The organism is Paenibacillus aceris (assembly GCF_017874035.1).
GTDB lineage: Bacteria > Bacillota > Bacilli > Paenibacillales > NBRC-103111 > Paenibacillus_E > Paenibacillus_E aceris.
The window spans coordinates 820293-843799 of sequence record NZ_JAGGKV010000001.1 but is presented as its reverse complement, the minus strand read 5'-3'; the positions used below and the strand labels follow the sequence as shown (position 1 = coordinate 843799).

Here is a 23507-nt window from a genome sequence, read left to right as displayed (position 1 = left end):
AAGGTTAAAAAGCTTGTAGATTAATTGATAGACAACGCTTTCCTATCCTACTATACTACTGAAAGAGGCATAATGTTTTCGATTTGTGTCCAAAACCGAGTTGTACATAGTGTCAACTTTGTAATATTCACTTTACACCATATAGAAAGTGTGAACATCTTCATGAGAATAAACACCAAAGTCATCTACATCACCTTTATTATTGTCATCTTATTATTGGTGACGAATAATACCTCGTATTACTGGTATACGAAATCATTGCTGACGGAAGCCTTGTCGGTGAGGATGGAATCAACAGCCAATCAAATTCGAACTTCGATTGAGCAGTCAGAGGAAGGATCTTTCTTCGTGGAAGATTTAGTCGGTGAAAATTTGCGTTCTGTCGCACTGTTTGCCGAGAGCAAGCTTGACCCGGATATCGACAAGGTAACCAATGAACAATTGGTTCAGCTTGCCAAGCAAGCGGGAGTCGATGGATTTTCCTTGATGAAGCGCAGCGGCAAAGGCGACGATATCATGGTAGGCAAGTCTTCTGAGCCCAAAGAACTTCAGATTACAAGTACAATCCCTTTCGGCTACTGGTTTACGGCTTTCAATCAATTGATGACGAATCACCAGGTCACGATACCTGAAGGGCAGAAGCTGCACAATTTCTGGTCTGGCATTTATGAGGTTCCAGCTTCAGGCTCGAGCAATGTTAGTAAATTTGGCTATTATTATAATGGTTCAACCAACTATATTATTTGTGTGTTTGTGAATGCTGCTAAAATTCAAAGATTTAAAGAGATCGTCGGTGCAGATACGGTAGTTAGAAAAACGCTGGCAGCTAATCCGGATATTTTGGAAATTTCGGGTCTGCATGGGATTACGTTTGGTACGAAACCAATTGAATACAAAGGCAGTGACGGTTCGACTTTCATTTCAGTCTATGACCGGCCTCTGCTGTTCGGTACGTACAACATTTCGAGTGCCAAAGATTTGATGTATTATAAGCAATCCATTGAAAACAATAAGCCGGTTAGCGTTGTGGAAGACTGGAATGGTAAACCCATCCTCAAAACATTCGTCTACGTTCCTGTCAAAAACAAATTGACCGAAGTGCAAAGGGAAGTTCCCTATGTCATTTCAATTACTTCGGACTATCAGTCCATTCAGCAGACGCTAAACAAACAGCTTGTTCAGCTCTTGCTTATCGTTGTATTGTTTACTGTTTTTAGCTGCGTATTTATTTATTTTGTATTCCGATTTATGACCAAAAGCCGTGAAACCGCGGTTCAAACCACCCAAGAGCTGTACATTCAAAATGTGGATCTGATGTTTGCTACGATTCGCAGCCAACGGCATGATTTCCTGAATCATGTGCAAACGATGTATGCGCTGCTTGCAAATGGCAAAAAAGAAGACCAAATGAAATATATGAAGGAATTACTGGAAGAAATCAATGAAGTCAACGATATTATTCGAATTGGCCATCCGGCGATCGCAGCATTGATTCAAGCGAAGTATGCGCTAGCTATGAGAACCAAAATCGATTTCCACTATGAATTTACTGGTCTTGATGGCTTATCCTTAGGTGTGAAATCCGTTGATATCGTGAAAATTATCGGGAATTTGATCGATAATGCCTTTGACGAGGTCAATAAATTCCCGCCAGGTGAGCGCGAGGTTATCGTGAACGGATGGTCGGAGTCGAATCAAGTAACGATTTCCGTGTCTAATCCGGTTCAACCGGATTTCGAAGTCGAAGATTACAGTTCCATGTTCACCATCGGCTACAGCACCAAAGTTGACGGGGAGCATCAAGGATTAGGTTTATCGGTTGTAAAAGAACGGATCGAGCATTATAAAGGGACAATCGAAGTGTCTGTGGAAGATGGGTGGATTTGTTTTCAAATATCGATTCCAATGCAGTAATCGCGGTGCCCCTTCCTTTCTGTTTAGGCAGAAGGGAAGGGGTTCTTTTTTCAGAAGAGTAACTAGGAGGGGATTTGCTGAATGCATTTAGAGAGCCGGGTAGACGTAAAGCATAAATGGAATCAGTAAGCTAACGGCTAAAAGCAGCCAACGAAATACGGTTTCACTGGCAGAACCTGTATCGATAGCTATGAATTTAGGCAGCAGACGTATTTTCATAGGGAGCGGCCATAATAATTGAATGCCTCGATCATTGAGCAAATCAATCAGAGGATGCGACGCATAAGCCACTATGAAAACCCAGAAGTACAAGGGTGACATCGGCAGTGAGATCATCATGATCAGCAGCATAAAGACAAGCGAATGCGTAAGCGTCCGATGTCGCACTTTCAAGATTCGAAGCAGCGCTGATAACGGGAACAGAACCTTAGCCATGGTAGAGCCCGGTTTGTCGACATCGGCCAGCGTACCTGCCAAGCAGCCTAGCAGTAGCGCTCCGGCCGTGTCCCACGAAAAAAAGCTTACCTCTTGATAAGCGAGTACGAGTTCTGCCGAAATGAATCCGGCAATACTATGTGTTTTTTGCAGCATGATCTAACCCCTATGACTGATTTATTTATAACTGTATAGGATTCGGAGCAGTCTAGACTTTTGAGTCCGAGAGTCTCTAAATCAAGCATATACTGGAACTATCGTACCATACTCTTGCTAGATTTGTAGTCTTTGAGCACTTTTTGATTATGTGTTTATACGTTATAATAGACATATAGTTAAAATAGAGAAGGAGCTAACTCCGATGCCAGTGTTTAATGCTATGGAAACGATTGTCGTCAATATGTTTGATGAGTTTCAGAAAAATTACGAATTGAAATGCGCTTGCAATAAGTGTAAAGATGATATACTTGCTTTGGTTTTAAACAAAATTCAGCCTAGATATACGTCAAGTGAGAAGGGCGCTTTATTTGTAAAAGGCTTATACATTAATCCGCAGCTGCAGTCCGATGTCATGCGTGAATTAATGGAAGCTGCCCACATTGTTGCTGATCATCAGCATCATGAGGTATAGCATTTCGTGAACAATGAAGCTAGTCTCCATATGAGGAGGCTAGCTTTTTTATATGGCATGTCATTTGACAATATAGTATAATAACCGACAAGGTTCCCGTATATTTCGAAGGAAAATCGTTTGGTTTTGTCGAATAAAAAAATACTTTGACTAAATCCGAGTTATTTAGTAGGATATATGAAAGAATCGTTGATAGAAAATACATAATCACCAGGGGAGAGATACACAAATGAAGAAAGCGTTAATTTCCATGTTTGCCGTTTCTGTGCTATTAACAGGCTGCGCAACTGCAAAGACAGACACAGCAGCACCAAATGCTGAAGCTACGCAAGCAGCTGCCGCTAAGTCAGATAAGAAAGTCATTCTTATTACACCAGAGAAAATTGGTTTGAACCCATTCTTCGCTCAAGAGGATGAAGGTGTTAAAAAAGCGGGGAAAGAGTTTGGTATTACTGTCAAAACGGTAGAATCCACGGATGCAAGCGCAATTGAGCAAAATTTACGCGCTGCCGTTGCTGATAATTATGATCTGATCATTACAAGCTCATTCGAGTCCGAAGACGCACTGAAAAAAGTAGCCGCTGAAAATCCGAAGAAATCTTTCGCAATTATTGATACGGTCGTTGATCTTCCTAACGTTCGCAGTGTTGTATTCCGTGAGCATGAAGCTTCCTACTTGCTGGGTGCAGCGGCAGGTCTAGCGACTAAGAAGAATGTGGTAGGGATGGTCGCAGCTCTTGATATCCCGCTCATTAAGAAGTATACGGTTGGTTTCCAAGAAGGTTTGAAAGCAACGAACCCGAATGCCAAATTCATTGTTAACTATGTAGGCAGCTTCACGGATCCGGCCAAAGCGAAAGAATTAGCGTTAACGCAATTTTCACAAGGGGCAGATTTCATTGCTGCTGCTTCCGCTGTTGGCGACCTGGGCGTGTTCGAAGCTGCGAAAGAAAAAGGCTTCTTTACATCCGGCCAAGATATTGACCGTACAGTAACAGATCCGGAGCATATTGTACTTTCTCAATTAAAAGGAACAGATGCTGTAGCTTACCAAACTGTGAAAGATTTCGTAAACGGCTCATTTAAATTTGGCTCTGTAGATTACGGCTTGAAAGAAGATGGCGTTGGTCTTACATTTGTAACCAAAGAGAGCAAATCTGCGCTTAGCCCTTTTATCGGACAAGACGTTGTTACGAAAGTAAAGGCGATTCGTGAAGATATCGTTTCCGGAAAAGTGAAAGTAGAGAATCCGGTCAAATAATCATTACATTCCTGTTATATCTACCTTGGAAACTGTTTACGGAGACGTAAGCAGTTTCATCATGTCTAGACAGAGGAGCGAAAAACCGTTATGCTGCTTCAAATGCGTCAAATTACGAAAACATATGGCAATTTAACAGCGAACTCAAACGTTGATTTCTCGCTGCGTCAAGGTGAGATTCATGCATTAGTCGGGGAAAATGGAGCTGGAAAAACAACGCTAATGCGCATCTTGTACGGCATGGAGCAGCCTACGGCAGGCCGTATTCTTTTGGATGGCAAAGAGGTTGCTTTCACAAATCCTACGGATGCGATTCGTCATCGAATCGGTATGGTGCATCAGCACTTCATGCTGTTTCCCTCTTTTACAGTCGCTGAAAATATCGTGATCGGCAATGAGCCCAAATCAGGGGTGAAATTTGATCGAAAGAAAGCCGTCATGCAAGTCGAAGCATTGTGTGCAAAATATCGCTTGCCGATTGATCCGTACAAGAAGGTGGCCGATTGCCCGCTTGGCATGCAGCAGCGTGTTGAAATTTTGAAAGTGCTGTACCAGGGAGCAGACATTATTATTTTGGACGAACCTACTGGGGTGTTGACGCCGCTTGAAGCGAAGGAGCTCCTCGTCATCATGAGAAGCTTGGCCGAGCAGGGCAAAAGCTTCATCATCATCACGCACAAGCTCCATGAGGTGATGGAAATCGCCGACCGGGTTACCGTTCTGCGTGACGGGAAAGTGACGGGACAACTGGATGCAGAGGCCACAGACGTAGAGCAATTATCTAAACTAATGGTGGGCAGAGAGCTGCTGCCGACTACCAAGAACAATGTGGTAATAGGTGAAACTATTCTAGATGTTAAAGATGTTTCGATTATCGGTGATAAAGGCAAACCCGTGCTCGACAAGGTCAGTTTACAAGTTAGGGCTGGTGAGATTGTCGGCATTGCAGGTATTTCAGGCAATGGTCAATCCGAACTCATTCAAGCTATTTCAGGACTGCAGCTAATTGACCGTGGGGAAATTCGGCTTTTGGATAAAAGTATTAAAGGATGCACCGTTCGGGAAATTAGAGACATTGGACTTTCACACGTTCCTGAGGACCGCTACCAATGGGGCGCGGCCAAAGAGGGGACTGTGTTAGATAACGGAACGATGGGGCATCACAGAACTCGAAGCAGCAAAGGATTTTTACAAGGAAAAGAGCTTCGACAAATGGTAAATGGTTTCATTCAGCAATTTCAAATTAAAGCGGGCTCGCAAGATACGAAAGTCAAATATCTCTCCGGCGGTAATTTGCAAAAGCTGATCGTAGCAAGGGAAATTGCACAGAAACAGCCATTTCTGATTGCGGCAGAACCCACTCGTGGCGTTGATATTGGAGCTATGGAGCTCATTCATGAGGAATTGCTTCGCAAACGGGATGAGCAGGGCGCAATATTATTGGTTTCCTCCGAATTAACGGAAATCCTGAAGCTTTCGGATCGCATTATTGTTATGTATGAAGGACGAGTAGCCGGAGAGATTTCTGCAGAGCATGCAACGGAGGAGCAGATTAGCTTATGGATGGCGGGAGGAGTATCTCATGCTTAAAAAAAGTTTGCCTCTAAGCGCTTGGGTCCAACCGCTGCTTGCCGTTGTTATCGGTTTATTGGGGGGCGCGATTGCCATTTCACTGATTGGCGGATCCATTATTGACACATATGCACAAATGTGGAAAGGTGCTTTCGGCAATTTCTATTTCATTACAAATACTTTGACTCGGGCGACACCGCTTATTTTGGTAGGTTTAGGCGTGTCGATCGCTTTTCGTGCAGGTTTCTTCAATATGGGATCGGAAGGCCAAATGATATTGGGCGCTCTGTCCAGCGCAATGATCGCTCTTTATTTGCCCGGGCCTCCGCTGTTTAAATTGTTGGCTGCCATACTTGGAGGGATTGTTACCGGCGGCATTTGGTCGGCTTTTGCAGGGTGGCTGGATGCCAGGTTCCGGATGAACTTGATCATTACAACACTGCTGCTGAATTACATAGCGGCGCTGTTCGCCGGCTATATGGTTGCTTATCCGTTTAAGGATAAAACGGGCTCTGCCGCTCTTGCTCAAACGATGATGATTGACAAAGGGGTCTGGCTGCCCAAATTATTTCAAGGGATGAGCATCCACGGCGGTTTCATTATTGCGATCGCTCTAGCCGTTTTCCTCTATTTATTTATTAAATATACAGTAGCCGGCTATGAAATTCGTATGCTGGGGTACAATCCGCTGTTTGCCGGTTATGGCGGCGTGAACAGAGGCAAAGTGATGCTGGCAAGCATGTTTGCCAGTGGCGGTTTTGCCGGACTTGCCGGAGCTGTCGAGGTTCTGGGCATGCAGTACAGGTATACCGATGGCATGATAACGAATCCAGGCTATGCCTGGTCGGGGATTATGGCGACACTGCTATCCGGTGCCCATCCGCTAGGTACGGCTGTGGCGGCTGTTCTTCTAGCGGCTTTACAAACCGGCGGTATGGGTGTTGAACGAAATACGAACATTCCGTTGGAGATTTCCAGTGTCATTCAGTCCTTACTCATCTTGTTCGTTACGGCGAAGTTCAGTTATACCCTGTGGAAACGACGGAAAGGAGGCAAGGGCGATGCAGCATCTTCTTGATGTGTCTTTATTCAATTCGATGATTCGTATGGTGGCTCCGATCCTGCTAGCAGCATTGGGCGGCGCAATCTGCTCCAGAGTCGGCTTGTTTAATGTGGGTTTGGAAGGTTTCGTGTTAGTTGGCGCATTTTCAGCGATTGTGGGCAATTTTTACACAGGAAATGTTGTACTTGCTGTCCTCATTGCTGTAGCGATAACGATGTTGTTTTCATTGATTTTTGCTTACATCAGCATTCATTTGCAAGCGAACGTCATCGTAGTCGGCATATCATTTAATTTTCTGGCTTTAGGTTTGACCGCATTCTGCTTGCGAGCTATTTTCCATGTTAAAGGCGCTTTCTATGATAAAAATATGATTGGACTGCCGAAATGGAACATTCCGTTCGTTAAAGATATACCCGTGATTGGCGAGATTATCTCCGGTCATTCTCCGCTCGTCTACTTGGCGTTCATACTTGTGTTTGCCCTTCAGTATTTTCTATTCAAGTCTGTTTTGGGGTTCCGGCTGATTGCAGTGGGCGAGAATCCGGTTGCCAGCAAAAGTTTAGGCATTAAAGTGAATCGGATGCAGTATTTGGCTGTACTCATTTGCGGACTGCTTTGCGGACTCGCAGGCGCACAGCTTTCACTTGGGCAGGTGACGATGTTTACGGAAGGGATGACCGCCGGAAGGGGCTTCATTGCGCTTGTTGCCACGATGCTGGGGCAAGCGAATCCGATTGGCGTCATGGCTTCCAGCTTGCTTTTTGGTTTGATGGATGCCTTTAGTATCCGGTTGCAGGGCTTCTCGCTGCCTACACATTTTACACAAATGCTGCCTTACGTAGTCACGCTTCTCGCGATGCTTTTCTTCCGGAGAAGCAATTATTTGGCCGATGCGCAGAAGGCGAATGGCAGTTCCCGTTAAGGAGGATGACAACATGCAGAAAGACAGCAAAGCAGAGCGCATCAAACGTATGCAAATTCCCGCTGTAGAAGTTCCACAGGAGCTTGCAGACAGGGTTCCTCCCGGTCAGGCTGTAACGGACCGGTTTCCAATTTTGCACGAAGGTGAAGTGCCGAAGTATGATATGAGCGAGTGGTCGCTGCGCGTGTTCGGTGAAGTTGCTGAGGAGAAATCGTTCAGCTACGAAGAATTGCTGGCGTTGCCGCGTACGCAAATTGTTTGCGATATACATTGCGTAACTCGCTGGTCGAAGTTGGATACCGCATGGGAAGGCATACGTTTTCGAGATTTCTTAAATCTCGCAGGCGTTAAGCCGGAAGGTAAATATGTCATGCTCCATGCAGACAATGATTATGAAACGAACGTTCCGCTGGAAGACCTTATGGGAGACCATATTCTACTTGCGATGAGCTATGACGGCAAACCACTTACGCCTAAGCATGGCTGGCCGCTTCGGCTTATCGTACCGCATTTGTATTTCTGGAAAAGCGCCAAATGGATTCGGGGTATCGAATTTATGAAAGAAGACCGCGAAGGGTTTTGGGAACGGAATGGCTTCCATAATGTAGCTGACCCATTTGAGGAACAACGTTTCTCTGGGGAAGCTATCCCAATTCCGGAGGACGAGTGGGTTAGAAAGGAGTTCGATTAATTTGAAATTATCGATTTTACAAGTCAATTCGGAAGATCTGAGTCCATACGCCATCGTGTGCGGGGACCCGTTCCGGGCGGAAGCTATTGCGCGCAAACTGGATCATGTACGTGAGCTAGCTTTTAGCCGGGAATACCGTACTTTTATTGGAGAAGCGTCCGGCGTACCCATAACCGTTGTCAGTCATGGCGTCGGATCGCCGGGAGCAGCTGTTTGTTTTGAAGAGTTGATTAAAGGCGGGGTCAAAACATTGATCCGTGTAGGCACGGCAGGCTCTTACTCGGCTGACGTTCCGCCAGGAAGTCTGGTAGTAAGTACGGCGGCAGTTCGTGAGGAGGGCCTAACCCGTCAGTTAGTTCCGTTAGGATATCCTGCGGTGGCGGATTCGGATGTCGTCCGAGCGTTGTTTGAAGCCGCAAGCGAAACGGAAGGCCTGGTGAAAAAAGGGATTACAGTTACTTTGGATGCTTTCTTCCAAGGGGTTGAGGATTTCCCTCATGACAAATATAAGCGGGCAGGCGCATTGGCTGTTGAGATGGAAATTGCTGCATTATATGTGATTGCTTCGCTTCGCGGTGTGCGTGCAGGTGCGATAGTGGCCTTGGATGGCTATGCAGATGCTGATCTGAGGGAAGTTTATGATCCGCATACGGATGTCGTTTCAGGTGCCGTAGAGCGGGAGATTGAAGCTGCCATACGGGCAGTTGTAAAACTGAGTAATTAGAACACAATATAAAGGGGTCTGTCCTCAAGTAGATAACTCTACTTCTAGGACAGACCCCTTTATATGTCTTATCTATCTGCGGTTAACATCAAAAATATGCTTGAACTGATTAAACTTATCTACCGCTTGCGCCCGGGATTTAACGCCCAGTTTCTCATAAATTTTACGAACATAGTTATCGACAGTGCGCTTACTCATATGTACTTCGTCGGCCATCTGCTCATTCGTTAAGCCTTGAACAATCATCGTCATCATATTCACTTCTTCGTCATCCAATAAATCTGTCTGATGCAAATTCCCACTGGATACTCTCATTTTTTGAAAAACAGGAACTGGCACCACCGTAAAGTTCTCTAATAAGAGGGTGACCAAGCTCTTAATGAGCGTACCGCTGGACTCCTTCGAGATTACTGCGCTAACCTCGAGCCCGATCAAATGATTGTAAAGATGCGATAATTCAATGCCGGAAAAGATGACAAGGTGAGTTGCAGGGTATTTCCCTTTAATAATTTTGGCAACTTCATCTCCGTACTGGTCCGGTAAATTAAAATCAAGAAAAACAATATCCGGCACATGCTTGTCCATCAGTTCAAGACACTGTTTGGCAGTAGCCGCAATCCCAACAATATGTACTCCGTCAATCTGCTTTAAAGTACTTGATGTCGCCTCAGCCATTAACGGGTGATCATCTACAATTAGTATCTTTGATTGCTTATTCATAAGTACTTCCTTCCTGAGTGGGTATGGGGATCCGAATGGTGAGTTCAACGCCGCTTCCCTTATCTGAGAGCAGTTCCAGGTGTCCATTCAAATGCAAGACACGGCTTTTCATCTGTTCTAATCCGAAGCCGGAATTCGCGATTGTGCGAAGTCTTTTATCTTTGGCGAGGGCATGAGGATCTAAGCCTACGCCATTATCCTTGTAAAACAAAAACATGAAGTTCTCGATGGCAGTTAGTTTTAGCATGACTTTAGAAGCGTTAGAATGCTTCTTGGCATTATGCATAAGCTCTTGGAAAATGCGAAAAATGTGTTTCTTGATGTCCATATCCAAGCTTTCTATAATCAAGGAACCTTCAACTTGGAAATGAGTTTCATATTCATTTAACCCAATGTCGAGATCCAGCGTTGCTTGAATGGTTTGAACTAAACCAATATTTTGAAGCAGATGCGGGTTTAATTCAAAGCAGCTTTGGCGTAAACTTTCATTGACTAGATCCAGATGTTTGATAGCTTGAATGACCTGCTGCTGATCCTCGTTATTTTCGATAAACGAAATTAGTCTTCTACGTACTAATAAAATATCCTGCATGGTTGTATCATGAAGATCTGCAGCAATTCTGTAACGTTCTTGTTCTTGCAGCTCAAAAAGCGATTTGCGAAGCCAAACAACGTCTTGTCCGGCTTCCTCATTCGGTATCTGCGAGGCTAACTCATGAAGCTTTGACGTTAACTTACGGATTAAATAAATATTTTCCAAGCTTACGGCCAAATACGAAATGATTAGACTTAGCCATTGTCGTTCCTCCAGGCTCAGCAGGGTGTTTGTTTTCTTCCTTGCTGTGACCAAATAACAAGCATACTCCTCATTCTGATTAATGACAAAAATGGAGTACTTGGAGTCATCCAACCGATTTTCACGAAGATATTGTTCGATTTCATCTAAATTCAAGTCACCCTCGCCAATGGTTTCTATAGAATGAGGATATTGAAACACAATTGCCCCTCCGTAAACATTCAGCGTATTCACAATATCGACTAGAATAATATCTTTTAATTCGCGAAAACTTGTGATCGTACGCAAATTTCTGGCAATCTTTTTTAGCGCAAGCTGCAGATAAAACTTTTTTGGAAACATGATGTAATCTAACTTCGTAACAAAATACTCTAGTACATATAGCAAGATAGAGATGGTCGTTAAAATAAATAAGAAACTTAACGACAAGTTCTCAATACTGGCTTGCTTGCTGAAAATCAAGGCAATCATGAGCACAATGATCGTACTTGGTACCATCGAAATGAGTGTGGTATAGATCAGACGGCGAAGCAAAATATGAATGTCAAACAATTGCTTGGTCACGATCATGTACGTGAACGATAAAGGAAATAATACAACAAAGTATCCGGTGTATAGCGATTTAACGATGGGCGCTCCCCTGAACAAGATCGGGAAAAAAGACAGCAAAGCGAGCGGTACGGTCGATATAAACAGGGCGAACCAAACTAGTTTAATGATGGCCTGGATAGAAGAATTCTCACTTCGATATTTCAAAAACACATAACACAGCATCCCGATATTCAGAACGAAGCCGCATAAGAAAAACAGGACAACGCAGCGATAGTCCACGATATAAAATTCATATGTATCCAGTGGTGTGAAATAGATGCATCTTCCGATAAAGGTTAGCAGCATAACGCTGTATACATATCTAAAGTATGTAATCGGCAGCGAAATACCGCTTTTCTCTTTGAAAAACAATGTAAGGAAATGTACAAAAACAAGCGGTAAAATCATGACAAGATCACTAATCAGCACTTTCGCTAGGCTATCGCCGCGAGCCGAGGGAGGAATGCACATGAAAATAATACCTATCATGAGAAAAACGAGCGATAAAAGTCGGGCTGATTTGGAATGAGGAATTTTCCACAAGATCATGAATGAAATGCTGAGACATATAATTTCGCCAAATAAAGAAATATAGTCAAAGGCCGGTTGAACGATTTCATTTAAGCGAATGACTAGTTCCTGGCCATTTCTGGCGACTGTAACGGAATCAGCTTGCTCGATCGTGGCCCATTTGCGAACGATTTTATTTTCGTTAGGGTCTTTTCCATCAACGTAGACAATCCTGTCTCCAATCTGCAGCCCGAGATCCGAGCGGAGCGCTTCATTTTGAAAGGATTTGATGCGCCATTCCTTTTGTTCGTTTCTTTGTAGTTGAATGCCAAAAAACGTATGCTGAAACGTTACATATAAAAACCAGATTTGCATGCCTATTAAACTAAAGGTTAGAAGGATTTTATACAATTTATGGTTCAACCACTATATCTTCCTCTCAATCACTGCTATAATGGCAATGGCTACTTTAACTTAGTTCTATTAGGGGGTATTGGCTATGATCACTGCCACTTGGTCACCAAATTTATCAACAACAATTGCTTCTCTTAAAAAGTTAGATTTTAGTGAAAGATTGTCTGTATTGAAAAACCTCACTAGTATTTCTGAACAAGAAAAACAAGCAATATCGAAAGCGTTTACCAAATTCAGGAAAAATGAACCAAAAGAAGAGTTCTGGTTTTAGTATATGACACTGTTCCTTAATTTTACCAAATCTCTCAAAAAGATTGCAATTAGATTTTTAAAATCTAGCTGCAATCTTTTTCTTTTGCGCAAAAAAATGTGCGTTTTTTTGAGAGTCAGAGGTGTTTTTACGAAAGTAAATATTGCGCTGTTATTCGAAGCGCTTCGAGATATGATGTAAGTAGGTAATTTTCCAATATCATGTAAATAAGGAGGGAATTCATATTGAATAACGAACAGTTTGAATGTATGTTTGATACGGTGTTAACGGATGTTGTTAAACAAACCTATAGTACGCTTTCCTTGCCCTCAAAGGAACAAATCCAAACTTCAATGAAGAAGATGATGGACATCATCGAAGCGAACCATCGTTGGAATACAGGGAATGAAAGGTAAAAAGTCGAATCGTTGGAATACTTATGAGCCTTTCGCTGCAAAGCTGGCTGGTAAACATATAGCTGACCTCATTGTAACCGGTCATGCCCAATCCCGCTGGGGCGAGCGTGTGATGGATAAACAAGCGAAGCTTGAAGAAGTTAACTTATTTTTGATGAAAAAGCTTGAAGACGAACGTATCAAACCTAGTGACCGTAATGAACCGACGCTTTTTATTATTGATGATGACGTACAGATGGTTGCTGAATTTGAGCTGATGGATGAAAATGAGCTTCAGACGGGTCTTTCGACATATAAAATGATCGTCGTTACTTTTCTTGAACGGCTGTCAGTTAACAATGAATATAGGGATATAAATTCTTAATATATACTTTTAAAATGGTTGGGCAGATGCAAATCTGTCTAACCATTTTTTTATTGGGTGACTTTTGAACTAAATATGTTTGTGGAAGAAGAAGGGATTTTGTTGATTTTGTCGAAAATAATCGAATCATGATAAAGATAAAGGGGAATTTCGCATGCTGCATAGTGTTAAATGGTTTAGAAAACACTTGGTGGTTCGTCTAGTAGCCACTGTTATGATCGTCATATTGGCATTGTCAGCCGGTTATATCACTATGGAGTTTCGAAATGCCAAACATGCAGGAATGGAAGCGATATCAAGTTATGGCATCCGGCTTTCAGAAAGCTATACCAAAGGGATGGATGCCGGTAAACTAGAGCAATTTCTAAAGGACCCGGAAGAAAACGACCTCTACTGGAATATTAGACAAGAACTAGACAAATATCGCACACAAATTGGCGCGCTTTACGTGTATGTGGTGCGCTTTGACGAGCAGCGCAAACCCCTCATTATGATCGACGGGCAGCCCAAAGGATCGGATGTTGCTTCTCCAATTAATGAAGAAACGGACATTTCGGAACCTGAGATCGAATCGCTTTTAAAGGGGAATTCGGCCAGTTCTGCCATCATTGATGACCCCAAATACGGGAAATACATATCAACATACACGCCTGTGAAAAATGCAGAGGGCAAAGTCATCGCTGTTCTTGGCATCGATACGGAAGCAGGGGTGACAGAGCAAATTTCCTCCAGTGTTATGAAAAGCAATCTGCCTGTCTATGGAATCATGCTTGTTCTAACGATTCTCGGACTTGGACTTGTGATGTTATTTGTATCGCGTGCGCTTCATCCTCTTCATTGGATTGGGGCAGGAGCGCAAAGCATTGCCAAAGGCGACTTTTTAAGCGCGAGACAGCTGCTGGCTGCAAACCCGGTTCGGTCCGTGGATGAAATCGGAACGGTGTATAATGCGATGCTGAAGATGTCTAACGACATCAATGATATGCTTCGAACGATCGTGTCGAACGTTTCGCATACATCGGATCAATTCTTCGAGACCACCCAGCATTTCAATGCGCAGGCTCACCGACTGCTCGCGATGAACACGAATGTGAATGCATCGCTCCAGGTAGTGGCCGATGGCGCCAATACCGTACAGTTCAGCACCAATGAGAGTGCGCGCTCCATGGAAGAAATGGCAACGGCTATTCATCGAATTTCCGAAGCATCATTAACTGTATCCGATGCTTCGGACAATGCACTGCAAAGCGCCCAATCCGGGCAAACGATCGTCCAAAATATGAATGGCCAATTCGTAACGATCACATCGACAACTTCAGAAGCGCTGCGCCGAGCGGATTTGCTTCGCGGACATTCGAAGGAAATCGGTATAGCTTTATCCGCCATCTCCGATATCTCGGAGCAAACGAAATTGCTGGCATTGAACGCCTCGATTGAAGCCGCAAGAGCCGGAGAGCATGGGGCGGGCTTCGCTGTTGTAGCCGGAGAAGTGCGGAAACTGGCAGATCATGCTGCGGAGTCTGCGAAGCTTATTGCGGACCTGCTGCAAAATATTCATAACGAGATTAAGCGGATGGGAGATGCAATGGAAGCGGGCATGAGCGAGATTAAGACGGGCGCCGCCTTATCCAAAAAGGCAGAAGACTTTTTCCGTCATATCGTGGAACAATTTCGTTACGTATCCGAACAAATTCAAGATATATCCTCGGTGACGGAAGAAATGTCAGCAGGTTCCGAGGAAGTAGCGGCATCCGTAGTGGATATTGCGCACATTGCCAAATCGTCCTCGGACGGAACCTCGAACATTCATCAGTTAACGCATGAACAGCTCAAAATCGCTCAAGAAATCGCCGATTCGGCAGATGCGCTAAGCGGGCTCACCCATGAGATGAGAAAGTCCATCGAACAAATTAAAGTGTAGTTGGCGTCGAATAGCGGACTACTGGTGCCATATAGGCGAGGAGGCGGAATGCTGCACTGCTCCTGAGCATAGCAAAAAGGCTGTCCTATCTGGGACAGCTCTTATTGCTATTTGCGACAACGTAAGCTCCGTTGTTGCATGCTTATTATTTGCATATTATCCGGTGCAACAGCTCCCGCTAAACTAACTTCACATGCCTTACTGGCCCTCTTTGCTCACCCAAAACGTAACATTGTCACCCTGCATGCCTTTAACTCCTGGAAGCGGATCTTGTCTAATAACCGTCCCTTTGGGCTGATTACTCGCTTCTATCACATAATTATAGTGAAGTCCCACAGCCAATGCTTGCTTCTCGGCATCCGCAAGTGCTTGCCCTACCAGATTAGGGACAACAATTTCCTCCAATTGCTTCGCATTCCCAGTTGATTTCGTTGAGACAGGCGTGGCAGAGGGGCTGTTCGTCGGCGGAGCCGGTGTGGAGGTCTCTGCCGGTGTCACGACAACCGGACGTTCCTTCTCTGACGATGGCCAGAGTATCCAACCAGCGATAGCCACAACGAGAACGGCAGCCGCCCCGATACCAGTCTTGCGTAACCGGCTGTTTGAGGTGCTGTACTCCGTTTCATCTTCCGAGTCCGTATCGTCCTCCACTTCGGGGACCTCATGCACCCTTGGGGACCTGACTGGCCGCTGAATAGCAGCACGCAGCGGTTCTTCCTTTAGACCGGAAGGCTGGAAACTGCGCAAGCCAAATACGAAGGAAGACAGGGAGGCTTGACCTTGACAGATGAGCTTTACCAGTTTCACCAAAGCATCTTTCTGCTCCGGGGAGGCCGTTGGGATTACAGCACGCTCCAGCTGCGTATGCATCACTTCAAATTCGCTTTTAACCGGCTGAGCACCGTTTAAGAGCTGAATCATCAATCGGCAAAGCCCAACGGCTCCTTGTGCCTGGGTATCCCCTTCGTCCCAATAATTAATGACGGAAAGCTTGCCGTGATCGTCTAGCCATAAGTTCTCGGCGGCAACGGAAAACCCCGTAATCCGCTCCTCCAAGGCGTCAAGCAAGGAGACACCTAAATCAGCAATCATCGCAATAACTTGATGGAATGTCCACTGTTTCATATGGACGCGTCGTGAAAATAAAGAGCCTGGTTTTGCTTGCAAAATAATAGTAACGGAGTCTTCCTCAACGGAAGTGTCGAGAATATGCTGAAAACCGTCATGAATAAATGCGGCTTTATGATGAAGAGTTCGCATGTAGTCTGCGCCTATCTGTCCTGGTCCAAGCTTTATGTTATAAAGAAGAACTTTACGAGTCAGAAATAAATCTTCTCCATCATGAAGAGCACCCTGAGGTAAACTGATGATCCGGGATCCCGGTATGTATCGTGTACCCATCTTGTTATGCATGGAATATCCATCCTCTCTTGATGGCATCATGAAGCATTGCCTATATTATATATGATTCGGAGAGATATAGGAATTTTGGTAGTTTGTTAAGAAAATAACATGGATCCGAATTTTTTGTAGAATTTTATCAAAATAGTTCGGGTTAGATGAGGTGGAGTAGGAAGTAAAGCCGAGATTAAGAGTTAGAGGTGGAAAGCATTTCTTTCATTCACTTTACTGTACACCTTTTTCTTCAATTTTGGAACAGGGCTTAAGCAATTTGTTTAATTGCTATTAAATCCTTCGCTTATATAGGCTACAATAATTATGAAAATAGTTGCAAGACCTAATTTAGCTGGAAATCCGCACCCGATTTCGGCTTTTTCTATTTCTATTGAACTAAAACTATATGATTCAAATTGCCTAAATGTTATGATAGTTTACAGATGGATTTACAATATGATCCAAAACGAGGAGGAAAAATGGTGAAAAAAGTCGCAATTTTGGGTGGCGGTGTCGCTGGGATGAGCGCAGCCCATGAATTGATCACAAGAGGCTACGAGGTAAGCGTTTATGAATTTAAGAGCATCCCCGGAGGGAAAGCGAGAAGTATGCCATTCGTAGGCAGCGGTGTTGACGGGAGAAGGGATCTTCCAGGCGAGCATGGCTTTCGGCTTTTTCCACGATTTTACAGACATGTTGTTGATACTTTACAACGAATTCCTTATGAGAAAGGAACCGTGTATGATAATTTAATGGAAGTTACAAGGCTGGATATTGCTACTTACACGGCCCCATTGCTGCCTTTGCTCGCAAAGATAGAGTTCAGTCTCGAAAACTTCCTTGTTGTTATAAGAGATTTGTTTGATAATAATCTAGGATTGACGTTGGACGATATGGAGCAGTATGGGCGAAAGCTGTGGCAAGTCATGACCTCCTGCGAGGAACGTATTCGCGAGGAATACAATCTTATCGACTGGTGGACATTCATTGAAGCCGAGCAGCAATCTCCAGCTTTCCAAAAAATATTCGCAGGCTTCACCAAAACGCTTGTAGCCTGTCAGTCCAAAATTGCGAACACACAAACGGTTGGTCCTGTAGCAGCCCAAATGACTCTTGATATCACAACGCCAGGGACGAGCTTCGTTCGTCTTTTGAACGGTCCCACGAATGACAAATGGGTGAACCCATGGTTGACATTTTTAACGGAGAATGGTGTTGATTACCATTTGGCTGCAAAGGTCGAGAGCATTGTTTGTGTCGATGGCGTTATTTGCAGTGCAAAGGTAACAGAGAACGGAGAAACTTTTGACGTTGAAGCGGATTACTACATAGCAGCTTTCCCGGTCGAGGTGATGGGGAAATTCATCACAGAGTCCATGCTGGAAGCAGATCCGGCGCTCGCTGGCGTCCAGAGGCTGGTTGATTCAGTCGCGTGGATGAACGGGATTCAGTATTATTTGAAAAAGGATGTTCCCATTACACATGGTCACGTCATTTATTTGGATGCTCCTTGGTCCCTCACGTCCGTTTCGCAGAAGCAATTCTGGCCTGACGTGCATCTTAGCGAGTATGGCGACGGTACCGTTCAAGGCGTGCTGTCTGTCGATATTTCCGATTGGGATACCCCAGGAATTCTATTCGGTAAGCCAGCTACGCTTTGTACGGCTGAAGAAATAAAAGAGGAAGTCTGGGCTCAGATGAAGAAGAGTTTAAATGTGGACGGTGCCGTCATTTTGGAAGACGATGTACTGCATTCCTGGTTCCTGGATACCGATATACAATTTGAGAATCCTGATCAAGCTTGCACGAATATGGAGCCGCTGCTCATTAACCGTGTAGGAACTTGGGATGATCGTCCTGAAGCTTATACCGCCATTCCGAATCTGTTTCTAGCGGCTGATTACGTTCGTACGAATACGAACCTTGCAACGATGGAAGGGGCCAATGAAGCGGCGCGGCGTGCGGTTAATGCGATTCTGAAACAAGACGGATCGAAGGAAAAGCCGTGTAAAATTTGGGAAATGTACACCTTTGAGCTGGGGCACCTCGATATATTGAAGCCATATCACATTCATGACAAGCACCGCTTTGAGAAAGGACTTCCTTGGGACGGCAAGATTTTGGGTTGGTAATACATAGTCCCCGGCATAAGCGCTCCTTGAATTTTAAGGGGCGTTTGTCTGTGGAGGTATCTGGCAGCAAGGATTACTAGGAGGATTTTATGTTAATTTTGCCGGAATATGAATTGATCAGACAGATTTATCAGGGCGACCGGACCGTGCTCTTCCGTGCCATCCATAGGCCGACTATGGAAAAAGTAATTATTAAGACTCTGCGGTCAGACTTTCCGGTTTCTGCGGATGTGGCACGATTGAAACGCGAGTATGAAATTGGCAAAGTGCTAGACATTTCCGGTATCGTGAAACCGCTGGGGCTGCCTAAGTATCAGAACAGCGTCGCGCTCGTCTTGGAGGATTTTGACGGCGATACGTTGTCGGCTTTCTTCCCAGTCTTTCGTCAGTCTCTTCAATCTTTTCTAACCGCAGCGATTCAATTAGTCAAAATTATCGGGGATATTCATCAGCGATACGTTATACATAAAGATATTAAGCCAAGCAACATCATTATTAATCCTGATAAAAAGATTATGAAGCTGGCGGATTTTAGTATTTCCTCTTTTACGCGAGAACGTCAAGAAATGTTAGACCCGCTGCTGCTGGAGGGAACACTAAGCTACATGTCCCCTGAACAAACAGGCCGAATGAATCGGATTATCGATTATCGCTCGGACTATTATTCGCTTGGGGTTACTTTTTACGAAATGCTCACAGGTCGGCTTCCCTTCCAAACGGAGGATCCCGTGGAACTCATTCACTGTCATTTTGCTGTAACTCCGATTCCTCCGGATAACATCAGGATGGACATTCCGAAGCCGCTCTCGGATATTGTGATGAAGCTTCTCGCTAAAAATGCGGAAGACCGCTATCAAAGTGCCTACGGTATCATCCAGGACCTCGAGCATTGTCTCATGATGGCTAACGCGCCGGATGATCTCCAAGACTTCACCATCGGTCTCTACGATATGACGGATATGTTTCAGATTCCTCAAGGTTTGTATGGGCGAACCCAGGAAATTGACCGGTTGCTTCATGTATATGCGCGTGCTGTGCATGGCTCATTGGAAGCCGTTTGGGTTACAGGGGAGTCCGGTTACGGCAAATCGTTTCTCATCGCAGAGACGATGAAGACGGTTATGAAGGATAATACTTGGTTCTTATCGGGACGCTTTGAGCCCGGCAAGCAGCATGTCTCCTATCATGCGCTATCCAGAGCGCTGCGGCAGCTCGTGCGTCAACTTTTGACGGAAAAGGATCAGCAAATTGAAGAATACCGTGGACGATTGCTCAAAGTGCTGGGAACAAGCGGCAAAGTATTGACCGATCTCATTCCGGAGCTCGATCTGCTGATCGGGGAGCAGCCTAACGCGAAGCAGCTTCCGCCGCAGGAAACCCAGAATCGGTTGCATTTCTTATTGCAGCAGTTCCTGCTCATCTTTTGCACAAAAGAAAGGCCGATCGTCCTGTTTCTCGATGATTTGCAGTGGGCGGATGCGGCATCTTTGCAGTTTATCGATCTGCTTTTAAACGATTCGCAAATGCGGCACTTCCTCTTTATTGGCTCATACCGCAGTGAGTATGATTCAAATTGGTTATCCTCCACGCATGTCCAATTATTGGATAAGCTGCCGGAGCGGCTTGTTGCGGAACGCATCATCCTGAAGGCTTTGGAAATCTCTGACGTCAAGCAGCTGGTTGCCGAGTCGCTCAAGACGGAGCAGCAGCAGGTTTCCGACTTGGCACAGCTTGTTTTGCAAAAAACAGGAGGCAATCCTTTTTTCGTCAAGCAATTCCTAACGGCATTGTATGAGCAAAATTTGCTCGTTTACAGCTACGAAGCGAATCGCTGGATTTGGGATATGAATGAAATTCAGAAGCTCCGAATTACGGACAATCTCATGTTCCTCCTAGCAGAAAAGCTGCTGCGCATGCCGTCAAGAACGCAAAATTTATTGCGGCAGGCGGCTTGCTTAGGAGCGACCTTTGACCTTGAGGCCCTTGGCATTATTGCGATGACATCATTTGCAGATGTTCTGCAGGAGCTGGAGGTTGCCATTCAAACAGGCCTTATCATCCCGGTCGGCACGGATTATAAATTTTACACGGATATGCAGGGCAATTCAGCGGCACAAGACATCCGCTTCATGTTCGTCCATGATTCCATTCAAGAAGCTGTGTATGGTTCGATCGAACTGTCTAATCTGCCGGAGACACATTTGCATATTGCGCGCAAGCTGTTAGGTTTTTTGCCCGAAGCACAAATTGAACAGCGCATGTTCGATATTGTGAATCATATGAATATTGGTTCTGGCTTGTTAGATGAACGTCAGGAGATTATAGAGCTGCTGGAGTTTAACCTCCGGGCAGGCCGTAAAGCCAAATCCTCGAATGCGTATCGTTCTGCACTCCAATATTACAATAAGGCTTTAGCATTGCTGAAGCTGGTAGAGGATAAGGAGATGGCGGATCTTAGCTTCTCTATTCGGCTTGAGAAGTCCGAGGTACTATATTTGAACGGCCAGGCGGATGAGGCCGAGACTTCCTATGAGCAATTGCTCCTGGATGCGCGTACGAACGAGTTGAAGCTGGAAGTTTATAACTTGCAGGTGATTTTATATACCAATGTGGGGAAGCAGCGCAAAAGCGTTGAAGTTGGCTTGAAGGCTTTAGCTGAGCAAGGGCTGCGCATTCCAAGTGAGCCAACCAGTCTGAATATATTTCTGGCCTATATGAACCTTAAAACAAAGATTGGACGCAAAAATACGCTTCAGCTGTACGATTTGCCGATCATGGAAGATGAATACCGGTTCAAATTAATGAACTTGATGATGAGCATCGCCGTCTCGGCATATTTCGTAAATACGAATTTATTCGTTCTATTCATGTTCATTATGACCAAACATGCGTTGAAATACGGCAATACACCGGTTATGTCCTACGTATATGGCTCTTATGGATTAATCCTAGGCTCAGGTTTCGGGGATTATCAGCTTGGCTATCAGTATGGGCAGTTAGGCGACAGATTGAATGATCGCTTCCAATCCCATCAATACCGCAGCAAAAGCCACTTTTCCTTTGGATTGTTCGTCACGCCTTGGGTGAAACCGCTGCAGGTTTGTTTAGAGCATTTGAAAGAGTCATTCAAAAGCGGAATCGAAGACGGGGACCTCGTTTTCGCAGGTTACGCGCTTACGTATCAGGTACTGGCAAAAGATTTTCAAGGTGTGCCGCTCCCAGACGTGCAAGAGGATCTCAACAAAAACTACCGCATCCTGGAACAGACGAACCATCATGACACGCTGTTGATGCTGGAAATGCTGCGCATGGTGATTCAGAATTTGGAAGGGAAGGCAGGCAATCCTCTCATTATAGGAACGGATGAGGAACAGGAAGAACGTTTTGTCCGGAAGCTGGAAATCCACCCCAATCAAGTTATTTTACATGAGTATAAGGTTAAAAAGATAATGCTGTATTATTTATTCGGTCAATACGAGGCTGCTCTGAGGACTGCCAAAGAAGCAGAACCGATGCAGTCCGTATCTTTCGGCCTGTTCCACATCCCTGAGAACTATTTCTACCATGCTCTGTCGATTGCCGCCATGTATAAGGACGCCTCGAATTATGAGCAGCGGTTATACGCCAAGCAAATGGGCAAAATGCTGCGCAAAATGGACAAGTGGGCATCCCACGGTCCGGAAAACTTCTCACACCTCAGCTCCTTAATGCGCGCCGAGTGGAGCCGTGTCACAGGGGATTACCAGAAAGCGGAGCAGGGCTACGAATTGTCCATCCGGCAAGCAAGAGAGCAGGGCTTTATTCAACATGAAGCGATTGCCTGCGAGCTGGCGGGCAGGATGTATAAAGACGCAGGCCGCGAGAAGATTGCCAAAACCTACTTCATTGATGCGTACTATGGTTACTTAAGCTGGGGAGCAAAAGCTAAGGCCGATGAGTTAAAGCTAAGATATCCGAACTACTTGACCTCACTGAAAGAACAGCAGGACTGGAGCACGACGAATATTAGCGACTACTCGCTGCAGGCGTTGGATTTTATGACGATTATGAATACGTCCAGGTCCTTATCCAGCGAAGTCAACTTGGAGCAGCTGATCAAGCGGTTGATGGAAATTGTTACGTACTCCTCAGGCGCGGAGCGAAGCATCCTCGTTCTTAAGGAGAAGGACAGCTTGTACGTTGAGGCTGAAATGCTGGCGACTGATGGAAAAGATTCATGTACCGTCAGTTCGGTAGCCCTAGAAACGAGAGAAGATCTTCCGGCTGCTGTGATCCAATTCGTTGCCAGAACCAAGGAAGGCGTTGTTTTGGATGATGCGGCGAACAAAGGCATTTTCACGCATGATCCTTATATTCAGGCAGCCGAGGGCAAGTCGATCTTTTGTGAGCCTATCCTGCACCAGGGCAATTTAGTCGGCGTCTTTTATCTTGAAAATAATTTGATTCGCAATGCCTTTACGTCGGACCGTCTTGATATTATCAAACTGTTGTCCGCGCAGGCGGCAATTTCGATTGAGAATGCCAGACTTTACAATGATTTGGAGTCAAAAGTCAAAGAGCGGACAAATGAATTAATCCTCATGGAGACGTCGCGACGCGATCTGCTGTCGAATATTTCGCATGATTTGGGTACGCCGCTTACGTCCATTCAGGGTTATGTAGAAGCAATTCTGGACGGAGTTATTCAGGAGCCGGAAGAACAAAGAAAGTATCTTTCGGTCGTTCATATGCGGATTGTCGGTATTCAACGGTTGATTACCGATCTCTACCAGCTGAGTCGCTTGG

The 23507-nt window shown here is 44.9% G+C and carries 17 protein-coding genes and 1 pseudogene; 14 read left to right on the top strand and 4 right to left on the bottom strand.

Translation table 11 applies throughout. The features are described from left to right. Window positions 1–162 precede the first annotated feature (162 nt). Window positions 163–1914, top strand: a complete 1752-nt coding sequence (locus tag J2Z65_RS04055) for a sensor histidine kinase (RefSeq protein ID WP_167063151.1) — start codon at window positions 163–165, stop codon at window positions 1912–1914. Between the two features lie 87 nt (window positions 1915–2001). On the opposite strand, the gene J2Z65_RS04050 is transcribed toward J2Z65_RS04055, so the two are convergent. Next, on the bottom strand, window positions 2002–2505 hold the full coding sequence (locus tag J2Z65_RS04050; RefSeq protein WP_167063154.1) for a metal-dependent hydrolase: 504 nt from the start codon (window positions 2503–2505) through the stop codon (window positions 2002–2004). Between the two features lie 205 nt (window positions 2506–2710). Between J2Z65_RS04050 and J2Z65_RS04045 the strand changes: the two genes are divergently transcribed. From J2Z65_RS04045 to J2Z65_RS04015, 7 genes are all read left to right on the top strand, one after another. Then, window positions 2711–2980, top strand: a complete 270-nt coding sequence (locus J2Z65_RS04045; RefSeq protein ID WP_167063159.1) for a late competence development ComFB family protein — start codon at window positions 2711–2713, stop codon at window positions 2978–2980. Between the two features lie 229 nt (window positions 2981–3209). Then, on the top strand, window positions 3210–4241 hold the full coding sequence (locus tag J2Z65_RS04040; protein WP_167063162.1) for a BMP family lipoprotein: 1032 nt from the start codon (window positions 3210–3212) through the stop codon (window positions 4239–4241). Window positions 4242–4331: 90 nt separating this feature from the next. Beyond that, window positions 4332–5831 (top strand): ABC transporter ATP-binding protein, encoded by a 1500-nt coding sequence (locus tag J2Z65_RS04035; RefSeq protein ID WP_167063165.1) that lies wholly within the window; start codon window positions 4332–4334, stop codon window positions 5829–5831. Next, window positions 5824–6891 (top strand): ABC transporter permease, encoded by a 1068-nt coding sequence (locus J2Z65_RS04030; RefSeq protein WP_167063168.1) that lies wholly within the window; start codon window positions 5824–5826, stop codon window positions 6889–6891. Before J2Z65_RS04035 ends, J2Z65_RS04030 begins: the two co-directional genes overlap by 8 nt. Then, window positions 6875–7798, top strand: a complete 924-nt coding sequence (locus J2Z65_RS04025; RefSeq protein ID WP_167063170.1) for an ABC transporter permease — start codon at window positions 6875–6877, stop codon at window positions 7796–7798. The genes J2Z65_RS04030 and J2Z65_RS04025 overlap by 17 nt, the downstream gene beginning before the upstream one ends. A gap of 13 nt (window positions 7799–7811) precedes the next feature. Beyond that, window positions 7812–8489, top strand: a complete 678-nt coding sequence (locus J2Z65_RS04020; RefSeq protein ID WP_167063172.1) for a sulfite oxidase-like oxidoreductase — start codon at window positions 7812–7814, stop codon at window positions 8487–8489. Between the two features lies 1 nt (window position 8490). Next, window positions 8491–9213, top strand: coding sequence for a nucleoside phosphorylase (locus J2Z65_RS04015; protein WP_167063174.1), 723 nt, complete (start codon window positions 8491–8493; stop codon window positions 9211–9213). A 72-nt stretch (window positions 9214–9285) separates the two neighbouring features. On the opposite strand, the gene J2Z65_RS04010 is transcribed toward J2Z65_RS04015, so the two are convergent. Beyond that, window positions 9286–9933, bottom strand: coding sequence for a response regulator transcription factor (locus J2Z65_RS04010; protein WP_167063176.1), 648 nt, complete (start codon window positions 9931–9933; stop codon window positions 9286–9288). Then, complete coding sequence (locus tag J2Z65_RS04005) at window positions 9926–12253, bottom strand: ATP-binding protein (RefSeq protein WP_167063180.1); 2328 nt, start codon at window positions 12251–12253, stop codon at window positions 9926–9928. The genes J2Z65_RS04010 and J2Z65_RS04005 overlap by 8 nt, the downstream gene beginning before the upstream one ends. 76 nt (window positions 12254–12329) lie before the next feature. Here J2Z65_RS04005 and J2Z65_RS04000 point away from each other — a divergent pair, with 76 nt between their 5' ends. The 4 genes from J2Z65_RS04000 to J2Z65_RS03985 all read left to right on the top strand — a co-directional run bounded on the left by J2Z65_RS04000 (window position 12330) and on the right by J2Z65_RS03985 (window position 15195). Beyond that, window positions 12330–12515: a hypothetical protein gene (locus J2Z65_RS04000; RefSeq protein ID WP_167063183.1), complete on the top strand. Its 186-nt coding sequence runs from the start codon at window positions 12330–12332 to the stop codon at window positions 12513–12515. A 224-nt stretch (window positions 12516–12739) separates the two neighbouring features. After that, window positions 12740–12910 carry a hypothetical protein gene (locus J2Z65_RS03995; RefSeq protein WP_167063186.1) on the top strand — a complete coding sequence of 57 codons (171 nt, stop codon included), beginning with the start codon at window positions 12740–12742 and terminating at the stop codon, window positions 12908–12910. Next, on the top strand, window positions 12900–13274 hold the full coding sequence (locus tag J2Z65_RS03990) for a hypothetical protein (RefSeq protein ID WP_167063189.1): 375 nt from the start codon (window positions 12900–12902) through the stop codon (window positions 13272–13274). Before J2Z65_RS03995 ends, J2Z65_RS03990 begins: the two co-directional genes overlap by 11 nt. Window positions 13275–13428: 154 nt before the next feature. Beyond that, window positions 13429–15195, top strand: a complete 1767-nt coding sequence (locus tag J2Z65_RS03985) for a methyl-accepting chemotaxis protein (protein WP_167063192.1) — start codon at window positions 13429–13431, stop codon at window positions 15193–15195. Between the two features lie 198 nt (window positions 15196–15393). On the opposite strand, the gene J2Z65_RS03980 is transcribed toward J2Z65_RS03985, so the two are convergent. Next, window positions 15394–16608, bottom strand: a complete 1215-nt coding sequence (locus J2Z65_RS03980; protein ID WP_167063195.1) for a PASTA domain-containing protein — start codon at window positions 16606–16608, stop codon at window positions 15394–15396. A 461-nt stretch (window positions 16609–17069) separates the two neighbouring features. Between J2Z65_RS03980 and J2Z65_RS03975 the strand changes: the two genes are divergently transcribed. Both J2Z65_RS03975 and J2Z65_RS03970 read left to right on the top strand, forming a co-directional pair. Further along, complete coding sequence (locus J2Z65_RS03975; protein WP_167063198.1) at window positions 17070–18722, top strand: hydroxysqualene dehydroxylase; 1653 nt, start codon at window positions 17070–17072, stop codon at window positions 18720–18722. A gap of 89 nt (window positions 18723–18811) precedes the next feature. After that, window positions 18812–23500 (top strand): annotated as a pseudogene (locus J2Z65_RS03970) (AAA family ATPase); the annotation flags it as partial. Between the last annotated feature and the right edge of the window lie 7 nt (window positions 23501–23507).

Coding starts and splice junctions, on each gene's coding strand:
- J2Z65_RS04055 (WP_167063151.1), top strand. CDS start 163: ATGAGAATAAACACCAAAGTCATCTACATCACCTTTATTATTGTCATC.
- J2Z65_RS04050 (WP_167063154.1), bottom strand. CDS start 2,505: ATGCTGCAAAAAACACATAGTATTGCCGGATTCATTTCGGCAGAACTC.
- J2Z65_RS04045 (WP_167063159.1), top strand. CDS start 2,711: ATGCCAGTGTTTAATGCTATGGAAACGATTGTCGTCAATATGTTTGAT.
- J2Z65_RS04040 (WP_167063162.1), top strand. CDS start 3,210: ATGAAGAAAGCGTTAATTTCCATGTTTGCCGTTTCTGTGCTATTAACA.
- J2Z65_RS04035 (WP_167063165.1), top strand. CDS start 4,332: ATGCTGCTTCAAATGCGTCAAATTACGAAAACATATGGCAATTTAACA.
- J2Z65_RS04030 (WP_167063168.1), top strand. CDS start 5,824: ATGCTTAAAAAAAGTTTGCCTCTAAGCGCTTGGGTCCAACCGCTGCTT.
- J2Z65_RS04025 (WP_167063170.1), top strand. CDS start 6,875: ATGCAGCATCTTCTTGATGTGTCTTTATTCAATTCGATGATTCGTATG.
- J2Z65_RS04020 (WP_167063172.1), top strand. CDS start 7,812: ATGCAGAAAGACAGCAAAGCAGAGCGCATCAAACGTATGCAAATTCCC.
- J2Z65_RS04010 (WP_167063176.1), bottom strand. CDS start 9,933: ATGAATAAGCAATCAAAGATACTAATTGTAGATGATCACCCGTTAATG.
- J2Z65_RS04000 (WP_167063183.1), top strand. CDS start 12,330: ATGATCACTGCCACTTGGTCACCAAATTTATCAACAACAATTGCTTCT.
- J2Z65_RS03990 (WP_167063189.1), top strand. CDS start 12,900: ATGAAAGGTAAAAAGTCGAATCGTTGGAATACTTATGAGCCTTTCGCT.
- J2Z65_RS03985 (WP_167063192.1), top strand. CDS start 13,429: ATGCTGCATAGTGTTAAATGGTTTAGAAAACACTTGGTGGTTCGTCTA.
- J2Z65_RS03980 (WP_167063195.1), bottom strand. CDS start 16,608: ATGCATAACAAGATGGGTACACGATACATACCGGGATCCCGGATCATC.
- J2Z65_RS03975 (WP_167063198.1), top strand. CDS start 17,070: ATGGTGAAAAAAGTCGCAATTTTGGGTGGCGGTGTCGCTGGGATGAGC.